This window comes from Micromonospora sp. WMMA1363 (assembly GCF_030345795.1).
Taxonomy (GTDB): domain Bacteria; phylum Actinomycetota; class Actinomycetes; order Mycobacteriales; family Micromonosporaceae; genus Micromonospora.
In genome coordinates, this window is record NZ_JAUALB010000001.1 from 5,879,921 (window position 1) to 5,897,823 (window position 17,903).

14 protein-coding genes are annotated in these 17,903 nt (G+C 73.4%); 8 read left to right on the plus strand and 6 right to left on the minus strand.

Features of this window, described 5'->3' with window-relative positions; genetic code table 11:
• Positions 1–35 precede the first annotated feature (35 nt).
• Both QTQ03_RS27290 and QTQ03_RS27295 read right to left on the minus strand, forming a co-directional pair.
• Positions 36–1,697 carry a type III secretion system chaperone family protein gene (locus tag QTQ03_RS27290; RefSeq protein WP_289280520.1) on the minus strand — a complete coding sequence of 554 codons (1,662 nt, stop codon included), beginning with the start codon at positions 1,695–1,697 and terminating at the stop codon, positions 36–38.
• Positions 1,694–2,170 carry a type III secretion system chaperone family protein gene (locus tag QTQ03_RS27295; protein WP_289280521.1) on the minus strand — a complete coding sequence of 159 codons (477 nt, stop codon included), beginning with the start codon at positions 2,168–2,170 and terminating at the stop codon, positions 1,694–1,696. The genes QTQ03_RS27290 and QTQ03_RS27295 overlap by 4 nt, the downstream gene beginning before the upstream one ends.
• A gap of 112 nt (positions 2,171–2,282) precedes the next feature.
• On the opposite strand from QTQ03_RS27295, the gene QTQ03_RS27300 reads away from it, so the two are divergent.
• Complete coding sequence (locus QTQ03_RS27300; RefSeq protein ID WP_289280522.1) at positions 2,283–4,730, plus strand: DNA translocase FtsK; 2,448 nt, start codon at positions 2,283–2,285, stop codon at positions 4,728–4,730.
• Positions 4,731–4,953: 223 nt separating this feature from the next.
• Here QTQ03_RS27300 and QTQ03_RS27305 read toward each other — a convergent pair whose 3' ends face one another.
• Positions 4,954–5,268, minus strand: a complete 315-nt coding sequence (locus QTQ03_RS27305) for a DMT family transporter (protein ID WP_289280523.1) — start codon at positions 5,266–5,268, stop codon at positions 4,954–4,956.
• Positions 5,269–5,483: 215 nt separating this feature from the next.
• On the opposite strand from QTQ03_RS27305, the gene QTQ03_RS27310 reads away from it, so the two are divergent.
• From QTQ03_RS27310 to pspM, 7 genes are all read left to right on the plus strand, one after another.
• Complete coding sequence (locus QTQ03_RS27310) at positions 5,484–6,446, plus strand: ornithine cyclodeaminase family protein (RefSeq protein WP_289280524.1); 963 nt, start codon at positions 5,484–5,486, stop codon at positions 6,444–6,446.
• Between the two features lie 122 nt (positions 6,447–6,568).
• Positions 6,569–8,056 (plus strand): 30S ribosomal protein S12 methylthiotransferase RimO, encoded by a 1,488-nt coding sequence (gene rimO, locus QTQ03_RS27315; protein ID WP_289280525.1) that lies wholly within the window; start codon positions 6,569–6,571, stop codon positions 8,054–8,056.
• Positions 8,057–8,133: 77 nt separating this feature from the next.
• Entirely contained in the window at positions 8,134–8,727 is a 594-nt protein-coding gene (gene pgsA, locus QTQ03_RS27320; RefSeq protein WP_289281020.1) for a CDP-diacylglycerol--glycerol-3-phosphate 3-phosphatidyltransferase, read from the plus strand.
• Positions 8,728–8,807: 80 nt separating this feature from the next.
• Positions 8,808–9,380 (plus strand): CinA family protein, encoded by a 573-nt coding sequence (locus QTQ03_RS27325; RefSeq protein ID WP_289280526.1) that lies wholly within the window; start codon positions 8,808–8,810, stop codon positions 9,378–9,380.
• 137 nt (positions 9,381–9,517) lie between these two features.
• Positions 9,518–9,970 (plus strand): helix-turn-helix domain-containing protein, encoded by a 453-nt coding sequence (locus QTQ03_RS27330; protein WP_289280527.1) that lies wholly within the window; start codon positions 9,518–9,520, stop codon positions 9,968–9,970.
• 231 nt (positions 9,971–10,201) lie between these two features.
• Positions 10,202–11,086, plus strand: coding sequence for a PspA/IM30 family protein (locus tag QTQ03_RS27335; RefSeq protein WP_289280528.1), 885 nt, complete (start codon positions 10,202–10,204; stop codon positions 11,084–11,086).
• A 23-nt stretch (positions 11,087–11,109) separates the two neighbouring features.
• On the plus strand, positions 11,110–11,892 hold the full coding sequence (pspM, locus tag QTQ03_RS27340) for a phage shock envelope stress response protein PspM (RefSeq protein ID WP_289280529.1): 783 nt from the start codon (positions 11,110–11,112) through the stop codon (positions 11,890–11,892).
• Here pspM and QTQ03_RS27345 read toward each other — a convergent pair whose 3' ends face one another.
• From QTQ03_RS27345 to QTQ03_RS27355, 3 genes are all read right to left on the minus strand, one after another.
• Entirely contained in the window at positions 11,893–15,555 is a 3,663-nt protein-coding gene (locus tag QTQ03_RS27345) for a hypothetical protein (RefSeq protein ID WP_289280530.1), read from the minus strand.
• A gap of 644 nt (positions 15,556–16,199) precedes the next feature.
• A complete protein-coding gene (locus QTQ03_RS27350; RefSeq protein ID WP_289280531.1) occupies positions 16,200–17,042 on the minus strand; it encodes a zinc finger domain-containing protein in 843 nt (280 codons plus the stop codon).
• A 62-nt stretch (positions 17,043–17,104) separates the two neighbouring features.
• A complete protein-coding gene (locus QTQ03_RS27355) occupies positions 17,105–17,890 on the minus strand; it encodes an S-adenosyl-L-methionine hydrolase (RefSeq protein ID WP_289280532.1) in 786 nt (261 codons plus the stop codon).
• Positions 17,891–17,903 lie beyond the last annotated feature (13 nt).

Genomic DNA, 17,903 nt, shown 5'->3' on the forward strand with positions numbered 1-17,903 from the left:
GACCGGTGAACCGGCCCGGCGGGGTTCGGCGCGGCTCAGGGCAGGGCGGCCACCGCGTCGGCGTACGCCGAGCCGGTGCGGACCGCCGCCTCCAGCAGCACGTCCAGCTGGACCGGGGCCACCCCGTGCGACAGGTCCGTGCGAACGTCCCCGGCCAGCACCAGCTCGTCGCCAGCATCGTGCACATAGGCCGCCGGCAGTAGCCGGTCGTGGTTCCAGGAGTTGCAGAACGCGTACGCCTCGGAGCGCCGGCCGGCCGGGAGCCGGCGACTGGCCACGCTCCGCACGTGCAGGATCTCGCCCCGTTCCCCGGCCTGCCGGACCTGGATGAGCGCCTCGCCCCAGCGCCCGACCACGGTGTCGGCGGCGTCCACCGCGTACCGGTCACCACGCCGGTCGAGGGCGGTGGTGATGAGCGCCAGGCTGAGGGGTACGGGCACGTCGGGTCCGTCGTCGTCGGCCCCGTCGGCGGGGTGGTCGTCGTCGGCCCCGTCGGCGGGGTGGTCGTCGGCGGGGTGGTCGTCGACCTCCCCGCCGGGCGGCAGCGGCACGGGGGCGGCGAGCGCCCGCTCAGCCAACCAGGACGCGATCCGCCCGGACTGGTGACCGGTGCCGTTGCGGGCGTCGAAGCTGCCGGCGAGCCCGGTGGCCAGGTCGAGCAGCACCGCCCCGAGGGCCTCGACGTCGAGGTCCGCGGCGGGCCGCGGCCCGTGGGCCGGGCGGTGCACCGCCCGGCCCCCGAGCCCCGCCTCGGTCGCGACGGCGCATACCAGTGCTCCGGCCGTGGCGAACTCCATGGCGGACAGCTCGTCGTCGGCGTGGTCGAGCCTCGGCAACTGCTCGGCGAGCACGTCCAGCCCTCGCGTGAGGTGCCCGCCGAGGGCACAGAAGCGCAGGTGGGCGGCGAGGAACGGAAAGGCGGCACGCTCCCGCCGGTGCCGCCGGTAGGCCTGTACGTGTGCCGTCGCCGCCCGCGTCGGCTCATCCGCCCGCAGCCAGGGCAGCAGCGCCGCGGCGAGCGCCCGACCGGGCGCCTCCGTGCAGCCCGCCGAGCCGGGTTCGGCCAGCATGTCCAGCGCGGCCCGCCAGTCGCCCCAGCCGGCGAGCAGCTCCGCCCGCCGCGCGGTGGCGCAGTCCGGGCACCCGCCGGCCGGTTCCGGGATGGCGGCCGTCCAACGGTCGAACCAGCTCCGCGCGGCCGGTTCGTCGCCCAGATGGTCGGCGATCCGGCAGTGTAGCTCGGCGGTCACCGCCGCGCTGCTGGCGGCGAGGTCGTCGAGTAGGGCCTGAGCCTGCTCCAGTCCGACCCGTGGGCTGCCGAGCAGGGCTTCGACCGCGTACCGCTGGTATCGCGACAGCAGTTCCCGGCCGCCGGGCGGCAGCAGGTCCGGCCGGCGGCCGGTGGCGGCGAGGCAGCGGCGGACCGGCTCGACCAGCCGCCACCGCTGCCCGTGCACCAGATACGTCTCGATCAGCGTCAGCCGGGCACCGAGGGCCGCCCGGTCGTCACCGGTGGCGTCGGCGTGCGCGGCGATGCGTTCCAGCTCCGCGTCGCGTGCCTCGCCGTCGGGGGAGTCCCGGGCGTCGGCCAGTTCCTCGGCGAGGGCGCGCTGGTCCCGTCCCGGCCGGCGCCGGCCGGGCAGCCACCCCGGCCAGCCGAACTCCTCCAGCCCCCGGCCGCCGGACTGCCCGGTCACCGCAGCACCGCGCCGGGCAGGTGGGCCACCTCGTTGGCGAGCTGGCAGCCGGTGGTGATGCCGCAGTCGAGGAGCTGGTTGAGCTGGTGCGGCGTCACCCCGTGCTCCAGGTCGGTGATGACCTCACCGCAGACCCGGGCCCACCCGTCGTCCTCGACGTGGACGAACGCCTTCGGCCAGAGCCGGTCGTGGTTCCACGCGTTGCAGAAGACGTGCAACGCCGGGACGTACTCGATGGGGAACGTCGGTGCCGCCACGGTGCGCACCTGGAGTAGTTCCCCGGCCGCGCCCGGGCGCAGGAACCAGATCAGGCTGTCGGCCCACCGGCCGACCAGGTCGCCGGCCGGGTCGGTCTCCACCACGTACCCCCGGCCGGCGAGCACGGTGGCGATCAGCTCACCGGTCAGGGGGCGCAGCGTGCCCGGGTACCCGGTCAGAGTTCGGTCCGGATCGTCCGCGATCGGCGACGCCATGGGGGCATCCCTTCTGAGGCGGATATCACGACCGGCGGCGATTCACGCTACGACGCGCGGACACGACCCGGAAAAGCGGCGATCTGCCGGGTGCCACCGTTAGGTTGATGCTATGGCGGGCCGTACCTCTCAGGCGAGCCGGCGGCGCGGCGCGTCGCCGCGTGGCACCACCAACAACCGTGCCCGCCAGCCGGCGAAGAAGGCCCGCACGTCCGCCCGGCGCCGCACCGCCGCACGCCCCGGACCCGCCGCCTACCTCGGCCGGGCGCTCGGAGCGCTGTGGATGGGCCTGGCGCACGGCACGGGCTGGGCGGTGCGCGCCGCGGGCCGGCAGGCCGCCGCCGCCCGTGATCTGGACCCGGAGCACCGGCGTGACGGCGCCGGGCTGCTGGTCTTCGGCCTCGCCCTGCTCAGCGCGGTGGCGATCTGGTTTTCCGGGGCCGGCCCGGTGGGGGAGCGGCTGGCCGACAGCGTCCGGCTCTTTCTCGGCGCGATCGCCATCGTGGTGCCGGTGCTGCTGATGATCGGCGCCTGGCGGCTGATGCGTCAGCCCGCCGACCCCGAGCACCGCGGTCGCGGCCTGGTCGGCTGGGGGTCCATGCTGATCGCCACCGCGGCGATGCTGCACATCGGGCAGGATCCGGTGGACCCGGTCCAGCGAGACTTCGCCGGTGGCCTGGTCGGCGCCGGCGTCGGCAGTCTGCTGGAACGGGCGGTGACCGCCTGGGTGGCCGTGCCGCTGCTGGTCCTGCTGCTGGTCTTCGGGCTGTTGGTGGTCACCGCGACGCCGATCAACAAGATTCCCGAGCGGCTGGGTTTGCTGGCCGACGCGGTGGCCGGCACGCCGCCCGCCGAGCAGGAGGCGGCGGTTGCCGAGAAACCGGCCCGTAAACGCCCGGCGAAGCGGATGCCGCCACCGGTGGAACCGGACGACGTCGACGACCTGGCGGGTGCCGACCTCCAGGACACGCTCGTGCTGCCCCGCAAGCGCCCGGCGAGGGTGCCGGCCGGCCGCAAGCCGGCCGAGCCCCCCGAACACTCGCCACTGCCCACGCGGGCCGAGCAGCTTGCCCTGACCGGGCTGGCCGGCGACTACGCCCTGCCCCCGGCGAACCTGATGAGCAGCGGTGCCGCGCCGAAGACCCGGAGCAAGGCCAACGACGAGGTGATCGCCGCGCTGACTGGCGTCTTCGAGCAGTTCGACGTGGACGCCGCGGTCACCGGCTTCACCCGGGGCCCGACGGTCACCCGGTACGAGGTCGAGCTTGGCCCGGGCGTCAAGGTCGAGCGGATCACCCAGCTTTCCCGGAACATCGCGTACGCGGTGAAGTCGCCGGACGTCCGGATCCTCAGCCCGATCCCGGGCAAGAGCGCGGTCGGCGTGGAGATCCCGAACACCGACCCGGAGAACGTGTCCCTCGGCGACGTGCTGCGCTCCCGGGCGGCCACCAGCGATCACCACCCGATGGTGGTGGCGCTGGGCAAGGACATCGAGGGCGGCTACGTGGTGGCCAACCTCGCGAAGATGCCGCATATCCTGATCGCGGGGGCCACCGGCGCGGGCAAGTCGTCCTGCCTCAACTCGCTGCTGGTGTCGATCCTGACCCGGGCGACGCCGGACGAGGTGCGGCTGCTGCTGATCGACCCGAAGCGGGTCGAGATGACCGGCTACGAGGGCATCCCGCACCTGGTCACGCCGATCGTGACGAACGCCAAGAAGGCTGCCGACTCACTGGAGTGGGTCGTCCGCGAGATGGACATGCGGTACGACGACCTCGCTGCCAACGGGGTTCGGCACATCGACGACTTCAACCGCAAGGTGCGCACCGGCGAGATCAAGGCGCCGCCGGGCAGCGAGCGGGAGATCCGGCCGTATCCGTACCTGCTGGTGATCGTGGACGAGCTGGCCGACCTGATGATGGTCGCACCGCGCGACGTGGAGGATTCCGTCGTCAGGATCACCCAGCTGGCTCGGGCCGCCGGCATCCACCTGGTGCTCGCCACCCAGCGGCCCTCGGTCGACGTGGTCACCGGACTGATCAAGGCGAACGTGCCGTCGCGGCTTGCCTTCGCGACCTCCTCGCTGGCGGATTCCCGCGTCATCCTGGACCAGCCAGGCGCGGAGAAGTTACTCGGCCGGGGCGACGGCCTCTTCCTGCCGATGGGTGCGTCGAAGCCGATCCGTATCCAGGGCGCCTGGGTGACCGAGCGCGAGATCACCGATGTCGTCAAGTTCTGCAAGGACCAGCGGGAGCCGGAGTTTCGGCCGGACGTGTTGACCGTCGCCCAGGAGGGCAAGAAGAAGATCGACGAGGACATCGGCGACGACCTCGACCTGCTGGTGCAGGCTGTCGAGCTGGTGGTGACCTCCCAATTCGGCTCGACGTCGATGCTTCAACGCAAGCTGCGGGTCGGCTTCGCCAAGGCCGGCCGGCTGATGGACCTCATGGAGACGCGCGGCGTGGTCGGCCCCTCCGAGGGTTCCAAGGCCCGCGACGTGCTCGTCAAGCCGGACGAGTTGGAGGAGGTCCTGGTCGGGCTGCGCGGCGGCGACGACTGACAACGGTCGAGGGCCGTGGTGCCGATCGGCCACGCCGATCATCATGCCGGCCGGGCCGGGCTGGCGTCGGCCACGTACCGGCCCAGTGGCTCGACGCCGAGCACCGCGCCCACGAGGACAAGGATCGAGCAGACACGGGCGACGCCGCCGCGGGGCGCGCGTCGGTGGCGGTCGGCCAGGATCTCGTCCGTGGTGGGGCGCGAGCCGGCCGGGGCGTGGGGCGTCAGTGGTAGATCCTCAGGCCGACCACGCCAGCGATCACCAGCAGCAGACAGGCGATCCGGGGAAGGCTGGCCGACTCGTTCAGGGCGACCATGCCGACGACGGCCGTGCCGACCATGCCGATGCCAACCCATACGGCGTAGCCGGTGCCGACGGGGATGTCGCGGAGTGCGTACGCCAGGCCGGCCATGCTGAGCACGAGGGTGACGGCGAAGACCACCGACGGGACGGGTCGGCGGAAGCCGACGCTGCGGTCGAGGGCGATCGCCCAGGCTGTCTCCAGGAGTCCGGAGACCACCAGCACGATCCAGGCCATCGGAGTCACCTCTCGTCGAGCCGCCCGTACCGTCGGGGCCGGGACGAGTCGATTCTGAGTCGCCCGGGGGCGTCGCGGCCTGACCGGGTACGCCCACCACTCGATTGGGGCGGAGCGCCAGCCCGCTGGCGGGCCGACGACGAGGCTAGCACCGTGCGTGATCCGAACCACGTTGGGTGGACCTCAACTTGCCTTCAACTTGCAGTATTGCCGGTATGCCGCTGTTCTTCTCCGACCCCGAGGTCACTGCCGCGCTCGACGCACCGAGGACGGTGGCGGCGATGCGGGACGCACTGCGGGCCGCCCACGACGGGCGGCTGGTGGCGCCGCCGCGGGCGGTGGCCGCGCTGGGTGGAGGGCGGATGGTGCTGACCGCCGGGCACCTCGTCGGCGAGTGGTACGGCTTCCGCTCGTACGACACCTTCGGGCACCCGTGCGGCGATCAGGTCGTGGTGCTGCACGATGGGCGGACGGGGGCGGTGCGGGCGATCGCGGTCGGGGAGGAGCTGGGGTCCCGGCGGACCGGGGGGCTGGGTGGGGTCGCCGTGGACACGCTGGCCCGCCCAGACGCGGCCACCCTCGGCGTGATCGGCTCCGGGCACCAGGCGTGGACGCAGGTGTGGGCCGCCGCCGCGGTCCGACCACTACGCGAGGTGACCGTACATAGCCGCTCCGTCGCCCGGCGGGAGGGGTTCGCGGCCCGCGTCCGCGCCGAGTTGGGTGTCCCGGCCCGCGCGGTGGCCTCCGCCCGGGCCGCCGTGACCGACCGGGACGTCGTGGTACTCGCTACCACCAGCACCGTCCCGGTGCTGGCCGCCGGAGACCTCGCCCCGGGCACACACGTCAACGCGGTGGGCTTCAAGCAGGTCGACCGGCACGAGTTCGGCACCGATCTGCTCGACCGGGCGGATGTGCTGGTCACCGATTCGTCGGCGCAGGCGGGCGCGTACGACCCGCCGATGCTCGCCGCGCTGGCCCCGTACGCCGGCCGGCTGCGCGACCTGGGAGCGGTGCTGGCCGGGGCGGTCCCCGGCCGGACCAGCGCGGACCAGGTCTCGGTCTTCTGTTCGACCGGGCTGGCCGGCACCGAGGTCTTCCTGCTCGACCACCTGGTCCGGGTCGCCGTCCCGGCCGGACCGGCCGATCCACGCCGGTCCCGGGTGGCGGCCGGGACCTGATGAGACCAACCGAGCGCGGACAGGACCTGTCAGGCAGACTCGGTCCGGTAGCCGCCGGTGGGTGAGCAACCGGCCGAGGGGCCTGCGGGCGCCGGGACCGGTTACCGGCCCGGTACCCTCGGATGGTGTCCGCCACCTCCCCTTCACCCGCCGACGGCCGCCGCGTCGCCCTGTTGACCCTCGGTTGTGCCCGCAACGAGGTCGACTCGGAAGAACTGGCCGCCCGGCTGCACGCGGACGGCTGGCAGGTCACCACGGACGGTGAGGGCGCCGACGTGGTGGTCGTGAACACCTGCGGGTTCGTCGAGAAGGCCAAGCAGGATTCGATCCAGACCCTGCTGGCCGCAGCCGACACCGGAGCGAAGGTGGTGGCGGCCGGGTGCATGGCCGAGCGGTACGGGCGTGAGCTGGCTGACAGCCTTCCCGAGGCGCAGGCAGTGTTCAGCTTCGACGACTACCCGGATATCTCCGCCCGGTTGGGCGCGGTACTCGCCGGCGACTCGATCGACGCGCACACCCCGCGCGACCGTCGGAAACTGCTGCCACTCACCCCGGTCGACCGCCGGGAGACAGCGGTGTCGCTGCCTGGGCACGGCATCGCCGTCCCGGTCGACGAGCACACGCCGGCGCACCTACGGCCGGTGCTGCGGCGTCGGCTGGACGGCGGTCCGGTCGCCTCACTCAAGCTCGCCAGCGGCTGCGACCGGCGCTGTGCGTTCTGCGCCATCCCCGCCTTCCGCGGTGCCTTCGTCTCCCGCACCCCCGACGAGCTGCTCGCCGAGGCCGAGTGGCTGGCCAAGACCGGGGTCCGTGAGCTGGTGCTGGTCAGCGAGAATTCGACCTCCTACGGCAAGGACCTCGGCGATCCGCGGGCATTGGAGAAGCTGCTGCCGCAGCTCGCCGCGATCGACGGCATCGTCCGGGTCCGGGCGAGCTACCTCCAGCCCGCCGAGACCCGCCCCGGCCTGGTCGAGGCGATCGCCACGACGCCGGGCGTGGCTGCGTACTTCGACCTGTCCTTTCAGCACTCCAGCGAGCCGGTGCTGCGCCGGATGCGCCGGTTCGGCTCTACCGACCGGTTCCTCGAGCTGCTGGCCGGTGCCCGAGCCCTCGCGCCCGAGGCCGGCGCCCGGAGCAACTTCATCGTCGGCTTCCCCGGCGAGACCCGGGCCGACGTCGCCGAACTGGTCCGCTTCCTGACCGAGGCGCGGCTGGACGCGATCGGCGTGTTCGACTACAGCGACGAGGACGGCACCGAGGCCGCAGGTCTGGGCGGCAAGGTCTCGGCCGCCACGGTGAAACGCCGATACGACCGAATCGGCGCCCTGGCCGACGAGCTGTGCGCGCAGCGCGCCGAGGAGCGGATCGGGTCGACGGTTCAGGTCCTGGTCGACTCGGTCCACGACGATGTGGTCGAGGGGCGTGCCGCGCACCAGGCGCCCGAGGTCGACGGGTCGACGACGCTGGTCGCGCCGCCGGGCGGCGGGGTGGACCTGGCCGCGTTGCGCCCCGGCGACCTGGTCCGCGCAACGGTCACCGCGACCGAGGGCGTCGACCTGGTCGCCGTACCGGATGAAATGATCTCGGCGGCGCCCGGCGCGGCACGGTGACGGCGGGCCCGGGCGGAGCGAGGGAGCCACGTGGTGAGGTGCCGGGGCTGCCACGGCGGCCGGAGCGGGATGCGTCGGTGACCGGGGCGGCGGAGCCAGCCCCGGTCCCGGTGGTCGCCCGGGTGTCCGTGGTCAACGCGGCGAACGCGCTGACGCTGCTGCGGCTGATTCTGGTGCCGGTCTTCGCCGTGTCGGTGGTGGCGTCCGGGATGAGCCAGCCCGGCTGGCGGATCGTCGGCTGCCTGATCTTCGTGGTGGCGTCGGTCACCGATCTGGTGGATGGGTGGATCGCCCGCCGGTTCGGCCTGGTCACGTCGGTCGGCAAGGTGGCCGACCCGATCGCGGACAAGGCGCTCACCGGGTCCGCGCTGCTGCTGCTCTCCTGGTATGACCTGCTGCCCTGGTGGGTGACCGCGCTGATCCTGGTACGGGAGCTGGGTGTCACCGCGGTGCGGTTCTGGGTGATCCGGCACGGCGTGATCGCGGCCAGCCGGGGCGGCAAGATCAAGACAGTGCTCCAGATCCTCGCGATCACCTGGTACCTGTGGCCGATGCCCGCCGCCCTGGCCGCTGTCGGCCCCTGGATCATGGGCGCCGCGGTGGCGGTGACGGTCGTCACCGGCTTCGACTACCTCACCCAGGCTCTGCGGTTGCGCCGCCCGTCCCACTGAGAACGCTCCCCGGCCGGTCAGCGTCGGGCAGGATGAACACCGAGGCCGGGTGGGTGCCGCGGCGGCGGGAGGGCACAGGCATGGACACGGGAACCGACGCCGAGGGTGGTCGGCCAGTTGGTAGCCCGGCGGCCGGCGTGGTGCACGGTCTGGTCGAGCGGCACGAGACCCTCGCCACAGTCGAGTCGCTGACCGGTGGCCTGCTCGCCGCGTCGATCGTGGAGATCGCCGGCGTCAGCAGTGTCTACCGGGGCGGGCTCGTGGTCTACGCCACCGACCTGAAGTCGCGGCTCGCGGGCGTACCAGAGGATCTGGTCGCCGCGCGGGGACCGGTCGACCCGGACGTCGCCGTGGCGCTGGCGGAGGGCGGGCGGCGACGGTGCGTCGCCGACTGGGGTCTCGCCACGACCGGGGTGGCCGGGCCCGAGCCGCAGGACGGCAAGCCGGTCGGGCTGGTCTACGTGGCCGTGGCCGGCCCGTCCGGCAGCGACGTTCGCCGGCTCCAGCTCGGCGGTGGCCGGGACCACGTCCGGTCGGCCGCGGTGATTGCGGCACTACGGTTGCTGGCTGGGCGGGTTCAGACCGCGGAGGCGGGTCGCCTGGTGGACGGTGGTCCCGCCGGCCGTGATTCCGCCGGCGCCGGACGTCGGTGAGGGATCATCCGATTCCGCCGGGCGGGGCGGGATGTCGGGCGGGCTCCCACCGGGTACGGTTGCGGGAAGGCTTCGGTGGTCGGGTCCGGATAGGTCCGGCCGTCGGGGCGTGGTGGTGTTCCCCCTGGGGAGGTGCGATGGTCCTGCTACGCCGGGTGATCGGTGACGCGCTGCGGGCACGCCGGCAGGGGCAGCACCGCACCCTGCGCGAGGTGTCCTCCGCCGCCAACGTCAGCCTCGGCTACCTCTCCGAGATCGAACGTGGCCAGAAGGAGCCGTCGAGTGAGCTGCTGGCCGCCATCTGCGACGCGCTGGGCGCACGCCTGTCCGAGCTGCTGCGCGAGGTGAGTGACACGGTCGCGCTCGCCGAGCAGATGCCGGGCGTGCTGGTGCCGGTCCAGGAGGAGCCGGTCGAGCAGCCGGCCCCGGTGTCGCCGCCGGCCGTTCGTAAGGCCGCCAGCCGGGGCGTTCGCCAGGTCACCTCGGACGGCACCGTCTCCGTGCAGGTCCGTCAGGACTCCCCGCTCAAGGCGACGCTGCGCAGCACCCGGGTGCGCCCCGCCGACCGGGACGTGGTCTGCGCCGCCTGATCCGGCCGACGCTCCGCTCCCGGCCGGTCGTCCCTGAATTCGCCCTGGTCCGATACCGCTCGTCGTGGTCGGCGGCGGCCCTGCCACGTAGGGTTGATCGCGATGGTGGCGGTCCCGCTCGTCAACCGCGGACGCCGGGCTGGCATCCGCCTGGGACGATGGAGCTACTGCCGCACCCTGGCCGCCGGTCGTGGGCGGGCGGCGCGACGCTACTGAGGGGATACCGCGGAGATGGCGAACCCGTTCGTCAAGGGTTGGAAATATCTGATGGCGCTCTTCGGCGCCAAGATCGACGAGCACGCCGATCCGAAGGTGCAGATCCAGCAGGCGATCGAGGAGGCCCAGCACCAGCACCAGGCGCTCGTCCAGCAGGCCGCCGCGGTGATCGGCAACCAGCGGCAGCTCGAGATGAAGCTGTCCCGGCAGATGTCCGAGGTCGAGCGGTTGCAGGGCAACGCCCGCCAGGCCCTGGTGCTGGCCGATCAGGCCCGCGCGAAGGGTGACGAGACCGAGGCGGCGCGCTACGAACAGTCCGCCCAGACCCTTGCCACGCAGCTGGTCTCCGCCGAGCAGGCCACCGAGGACCTGAAGACCCTGCACGACCAGGCGCTCGGCGCGGCGGCGCAGGCCCGCAAGGCCGTCGAGAACAACTCGATGATCCTCCAGCAGAAGCTCGCCGAGCGGGCGAAGCTCCTCAGCCAGCTGGAGCAGGCCAAGATGCAGGAAAGCGTCGCCGCCTCGCTGGAGTCGATGTCGGCGATCACCACGCCCGGCACCACGCCGACGTTGGACGAGGTGCGCGACCGGATCGAGCGGCGCTACGCCAATGCGATGGGACGGGCCGAGCTGGCCGGCAACTCGGTCGAGGGCCGGATGCTGGAAATCCAGAAGGCAACGCTGGATTCGGCCGGTTCCGCCCGGCTGGAGCAGATCCGCTCCAGCATGGCGGGTGAGCCGCTCGGCGGCACGACCGAGCGGCCGGCGGCCGCTCGGTCCGCGCCGGACGCCGCTCCGGCCGCTCCGGCCGCCGACCCGGCGGCTGCCGCCCGACTCGACGAGATCCGGGCCAGCATGAGCCGGGAACGCGGCAGCGGGGACAGCACCGCCGCCGGCTGAGCGGCCCGGGTCGAGGAGGCGACGTGGCAGACGAGCGTACGCGGTACTTCCGGAGGCTCGGTCGGTTGCGACGGTCCGCCCGCCGGTGGAGCGTGCTGGCGGGGGGCCTCGGTGGTGCGGCTGCCGTGCTGACGCCGTACGCCGGTCTTGGGCTGCCGGACGCGGCCTGGGCCGCCGGGGCGGGTGGGGCACTGGCGCTGGCTGCGTGGCGGTGGATCGACCTGCGGGCGTTGGCCACCCGACCGGCGCCGCCCGCGCTCGACCCCGTCGAGGCGGCGGCTCGGTCCCGGTCCCGGCTGGTCGCCGCGGTGGAACGGCTTCCCGTCGGGCCGGCTGTGCTGGCCGAGGCGCGCCGGGTGCGGTCGCGGGTCGCGCTGCGCGGCACCAGCGCGGCAGCGCCGTGGAGCCGGCTGGACCGGGCCGCCCAGACCTTTGCCGGCATGACGATCCGGCTGACCGGTCTGGCGGAGCCGGCGGTAGCCGAGGCCGCCGCCGCCGACCGTTCCCTGCGGGACCTCGCCGCCCGGGTGGCCAGCGTCGAGCGCGCACTGTCGCTCGCGCCGCCGGACGCCCGGCCACCCCTGGCAGAGGCGCACAGGGTGCTCTCCGCGCAGCTGGAAAGCGGCGTCGCCGCGTACGAGCGGCTTGTGGTGGCCGCCGCTGGTTACGTGGCTGAGAACGCCCGACCGGACGGCACCGAGCATCCGGCGGCGGCCCGACTCACCGAGGCGACCGACCTGCTACACGGAGTCGCCTCGGCCCTCGCCGAACTGCGTGGCGTGAACTCCCCGTTGCACACTCCCTGATCAGCTCGGGGTGGTAACCGCGACGGGAGGGGCGAAGGCGGACGCGCCGACGACGTTGAACGAGCGGATCCGGTAGTGGTAGGTGACCCCACGGGCCAGGCCGGTGTTGGTGAAGCCCCGTCCGCCCACCGTGAAGGTGGCCACCTCTCGGGTGAAGGAGGCGTCCACGGCCCGCTGCACGGTGAAGCCGGCGCCCGGCCCGGCCGGCGTGCTGGTCACCCAGCCGAGGATCACCGTCGCGGTGTCCGCGGCCGGCGCCGTGGCGGTGACGCTGACCGAGTCCGGCACCGCCGGGCGCGGCGGGGTGGTCACCTGCGCCACCGTCGACCATGGTGAAGACGTGCCGAGGAACGTGGTGCGGACCCGGTAGTAGTAGATGGTGTCCGGCGTGACGGCGGTGTCCAGGTGGGTGTCCCCGACCCCGATCGCGGTGGTGCCCGGCCCGCTGGTGAACGTCGGGTTGGTGGCGCGCTGCACGTCGACGCCGGTGGCGAAGGAGCGGTTACGCCAGCGCAACGCCACCCGGAGCGGCGCGGCCGGCGGTACCGTCGCGCTCAGCCCGGTGGGCGCGGCGAGCCGCACCGAGGCGGGCACGCTGTTCGACCACGCCGAGCAGCTGACCGCGTTCTCCGCCCGGATCCGGTAGTGGTACGTGACGTCGGGTGTGACCGTGGCGTCGGTGTAGCGGTTGGTGGTGGCGGCGACGGTGATCACGGTTAGTCCTTCGGTGAAGGCCGGATCGGTGGCCCGCTGCAACAGGTGGCTGGTGGCGGCGGGGCGGCTGCCGTTGCCGGTCCACGCCAGTGTGATCGCCGGCAGCGCGGTCGCCGACCCGGGGACCGGTGTCGCGGTCAGGCCGGTCGGCGCCTTCGGGGTGACCCGGAGCACCAGCGGCCGACTCATCCCCTGGTCCCGGTGGCCGGCGAGTTGGCTGTGCCACCGGTACTCCCATCCGAGGTTCACCAGTTGGTTGCCGACCCGCGCCGACCGCCCGTCCACTGGGCTGACCGGTGTCGAGCCGGTCCCAGCGCCGACCGGCCGGCCGGGGTCCAGCAGCCGTACGCTGTCGCCGATCTTGAACGGCAGCGGAGGTGCGACCGGGCGCAGCGCGACGATCACATCCTCCCTGGGGTTGACCCGGACGACCTGTTTCCAGCCCAACTCGTTGTCGTCCGGTGGCCGGAGGGTGCCGTCCCATCCCACCCGGTTGACCAGCTGCAGGTCCACGCCGTCCAGCCGGACCGGCTGGGTCCGCCGGGGGGCGCCCCGGATTCGCCAGAGCTGCGTGCCGTCGGTGGGAGCGCCCACCGCTGTCGCCGGGTCGCTGACCTGCACCACCTCGGTTGCCGGGTCGGTCGGGCCGAGCGGCAGCGCCGCGGGGCCGAGCGGGCCGCCGTGCGGGTGCCCCACACCGAGCCGCCCGGTGAGTCGGCCGTGACCGGGCTCGAAGACCTGCTGGACCGTCTTGACCGCGAGCGGCAGAAGGACCGGCGAGCCACCGCCGGCGGGGGTGAAGCTCACCGTGGTGGCGTGGACCGGCACGGTGGTCTCGCGGATGGTGTGGGTGCCGAACGGGGGATCGTATGCCGGCTGCGACACGATCGGCGGTTGTTGGCTTGCCCCGTACGCCCGGGACAGTCGTTCGCGCAGCCGGGCCAGGTCGTACCGGGCCGCCGGGGTGCCGCCGACCCGGAACTGAAGCAGCGTCCGGGTGTTCGGCCCGTACCCGGGGCGGCTCGGCGGTGTTCCGCCCTCGTCGTGCAGGTCCGGCGCCTCGGTGCGGTGGTCGTACCGGGGGTCGAAGTCGGGTAGCGGGGCGGGGGCGTCGTTGTAGAGAAGCAGCGTGCTACCCGGCGCGACCGTGGAGAAGTCGACCAGCACGTCGGCGTGCTCCCCGGGGGCGAGCAGCAGCGCGTGCCCGTCGACGTTGAGCACGGTGGGGTCGCGCCGGTCGTACCGGTAGGTCACCGGTCGGTTCGGGATCACCGCCGGTGCCGGCAGCAGGCCGCCCTCGTTGCCGATCTGGATCAGTTCCGGACCGGCCGCGTGGGGGTCCGGCACACCGCCGGTACGTCCGTCCTCCGGCCAGCCAGCCGTCCGGACCGTCTCGACCATCGGCACCTCACCCGCCGCCGGGTCGGCCAATTTGCCGTCCGGGCCCCACAACGGCCCCGCGCCGCTGGCCCGGTAGAGCTGGAGGTTCAGGCTGCGGTCCAGGCACGCGTTGACGATGCGGAACCGGTAGGCGCGCGGCTGCACCGCGAGCCACGGGTACGCCACGCCGTTGACCAGCACCGTGTCGCCGTAGGCGTCCGGCACCGCCGACGGGTGCGGCACACCGGGCGTCATCGGTGGTTCGTCGGGCGCGGTGACGGGGTCGTGGTGCGGATTCGGCACCGGGCCGGTGCCGTCCGGGGGGATCTCCTCGGCGGTACGCGACCACGGCCCGTAGTCCCAGCGCCCGGTGGGGTTGCCGCCACCGCTGCGGTACGGGTTCTGCCGGGGCTGGTAGACGTGCGGATGCCAGAGGTTGCCTCGGGTGCCCCACCGGTCCCGGTCCCAGGTCGGGTCTTCAGCGGCCAGCTGGGTGTCGTCGGGTACGAAGGTCCGGTCCTCGAGGACCAGCGGAATCTGGTCGGCGGGGAGTACCCCGTCGTTGACCAGCCGGTCCTCGGCCAGGTCGGTGAGCAGGTAGAGCCCGAGTTGCCCGGAGTAGACGGTCAGCCGGGCGAGGCCGACGGTGTTGTCGTGGAACACCAGCGACCGGCCACTCTGTTCGTTCGGAAAATAGAGGGTGGTCGCCCCGGCGCCCGGGTGTGGCATGTCGGGTACGTGGACCAGTCCGACGCCTGTCGGGTAGGGGGTGATTTCTCCGGCCGGGGAGATCCATTGCCATGGGTTGCCCGCACTGATCCAGCCGGTCTGCGCTCCCGCGAGGTGCAGCACCGCCCGGTTCTGCGGGTACGGCGCGGGCCCGTCGAGCGGGCCGGTACCCGCGCCCTCGACGGTCGGGTCGACGGGGAGGAAGAGCTCGCCGGCCTGCCCGGTGGGGAGTTGGTTGATGAACTTGACCCGGACCGGTCGGCCGCGTCGCGCGACGATCACCGGGCCGAGGTGGACGGGGTGCTCCGGCGGAGCGACGGTGTTGTGCCCGGTCGGGTCGGTGCCGAGGTTGAGCTGTCGGTAACCGCGTAGCCGAGTCGCCGGGAGATCCCGGTGCAGGCGTTGGGCGTATTCCTGGAGCCCTATCTCGTAGTAGTCACAGCCCGGGTAGGTGATGGTGTCCGGCGCCGCCACCGGCAGGCTGCCCACCGGGCCCGAGGTGGTGGCGCCGCTGCCGCCGGCGCCGAGGGTCGGCAGCGGGTCGACGAACTTTCGGATTCCGGTGCCGGGCACCACCCGCCCCTCGGCGTCGACGACCGGCAACGGGCTGTGCGCGTGGTTCGGCACCGCCCCGAAGCAGCGGGGGACCACCGTTGGGTCGAGACGTGCTGGTGCTGGTGCTGGTGCTGGTGCTGGTGCTGGTGCTGGGCGGCCCGTACTCCGGGCCGCCGGCACGTCCGGGCCGGTGTCGCCGTAACGGTTGTCGCCGGCGCTATCGTCGGTAGGGTCGTCGGCGGGTCGGTCGGCCCACGGGATCCGGAGTCTGCGGAACAGGTCCATGGCTCTCCCGGCGTCGGGCGCCGGGCCGCCACCTCGGCGTGGCGGCGCGGGGGCGCTGAACTGACGGTGTGTGAGCGCTCAACCGCAGCATGCGGCCCGGATGGATGGTTAGGAAGTGCCCAATCGTCCCTATCTGGGCGGCGCGCCAATTTCTGCCCCCGCCCCCGGAGTGTCCCGCCCGACACGCCGAACCGGCACCGGGCTGCCACGTGCCTTTCGATCGTCGACCGGCTCGCACCGGCCCCTGGTAGGGGTACAAGGCGGGCTCTTGCCAAATCCCGTTCGAAGGAAGCGGGGTGCCCCGGCCCTGCGCCACCAACAAGACATCCCGCGGACCTCGGCGGGCCGTTCGGGATTCATCAGGTAACGGGGTAATCGGGGCAGGTATCGTCCGCAGCGTTATTCCTGACCGGCATGAATATGACTGTGGGGAATACCGATTCTTTGTCACCGCTTCCGCCCGGATCGGCCCACCCGTCGCTCCCGGTGAGTCCGCCACCGCTTCTGCCGTCATGGGCGTGGTGGTGCCGGCACGGGGCCGTTCCTGCCGGCACAAGTGCGTTCCTGCCGGCACACGTGCGTTCCTGCCGGCACCGCCGCCGTCGGGAGCGACCCGCCAGGTCCGCGGCAGCGGCGTGGTGGGGTCAGGCGGACGGCTCGGGGCCCGGTTGGCAGGTCGGGCACCAGTAGGTGACCCGGTCACCCAGCTCCTCCTTGCGGATCGCGGTGCCGCAGCGGCGGCACGGCTGGGCGCGCCGGCCGTACACGTAGCTGGTCTGCCCTCGGTGCAGCGAGCCGGTGGTGCTCTGCCTCCAGCGCCCCCGGTTCGCGGTGAGCAACTTCTGCGCCAGGGTGACCGCGGCGGTGAGGTCGGGGACCGCGCCGACCGGTGTCCACGGCGAGACGCCGAGCAGGAACAGCACCTCGCACTTGTAGAGGTTGCCGACGCCGGCGAGGTTGCGTTGGTCGAGGAGGGCCTCACCGATGGTGGTGGCCGGACGGGTGGTGAGCCGCCGGACGGCCTCGGACGGATCCCAGTCCGGACCGAGAAGGTCGGGGCCGAGGTGGTCGACGAGACGGCCTTCCTCGGAGGTGGGCACCAGGGCCAGGTCGTGCAGGTGGTAGCCGACGGCCACGGTCGACGGGCTGCGCAGTACCACCCGGATCAGGTGTGCCGGGCGGGTGGCCCAGCGCTCGCCGGGCGCGTACGCTCGCCAGGCGCCGTCCATCCGCAGGTGCGAGTGGAGCGTCCAGCGCATCCCGCCGTCCGTCCCGGGTAGCGCGCCGGTGTCGGTGGCGCTGCCGCCCGGGGCCGCCAGGCGCAGCAGCAGGTGCTTGCCGCGGCTGGCCGACTCGCGCACCGTCCAGCCTGCGAGGTCGGTCGCGGCGAGCTGCGGGACCCGGAAGTCGCTGCGGGTCAGGCGGGTGCCGGCGAGCGCCCGCTGGAGGACGCGGGCGGTGTTCCAGACGGTGTCGCCTTCGGGCACCCGTCCATTCTCCCCCGCGCCCGCCCACCCGCACCCTGGCCAACCGGTCGGCGTCCGCCTGGTCAGGCCGCGGTGACCCGCAGCCGGTCACCCGGTCGCACCGCGAGCAGGTCGGCGGCCCGGCCACCGTTGACCGCGATCGCGATCAGGCCAGCCGAGTCGACGTGCACCACCAGCCCGCCGGGTGGTACGTCGCCGAAGGTCCGGCCGCGCACCGCGGCGCGGTCGCCGACGCGGACAGCGGCGGGCAGCGGCCTCAGCAGGGCAGCCGGGGCGGCGAGCTGCACGTTGCCGAACTGGTCCACGGTCAGCACCTCGGCGGTGAAACCGTCCGCCTCTGGGCGGACCAGTGGCGCCGGCAGCCGCACCAGGGTGTCCGGCTCGACCGCCGGGCCGGCGTCGGCCAGCGGCGCGCCGAGCGCCAGCCGGGCTGCCACCGGCGCGAAGACGTCCCGGCCGTGGAACGTGGCCGACACCCGGGGTCCGAGCCAGTCCGGGTTCGTCAGCCGTACCGCCGCCCGCACCCCGCCGAGCGCTGCCGCTGCGTCCAGCAGCAACCCGTTGTCCGGCCCGACCAGCATCCCGTTCCCGGCCGCCAGAGCGATCCCCCGGCGTGCGGTGCCCACTCCCGGGTCGACGACCGCGAGGTGGATGCCCACCGGCAGGGACGGCACGGTCTGCGCGAGCACGGCCGCGCCCCGCCGCACGTCACCCGGAGGAACCAGGTGGGTCACGTCGATCACCCGGGCCGCTGGTGCCAATCGGGCGAGTACCCCGTGGCAGGCGGCCACGAAGCCGTCGTCGAGACCGTAGTCGGTGGTGAACGAGATCCACGGGATCGGTGTCATGGGACGAGAGGCT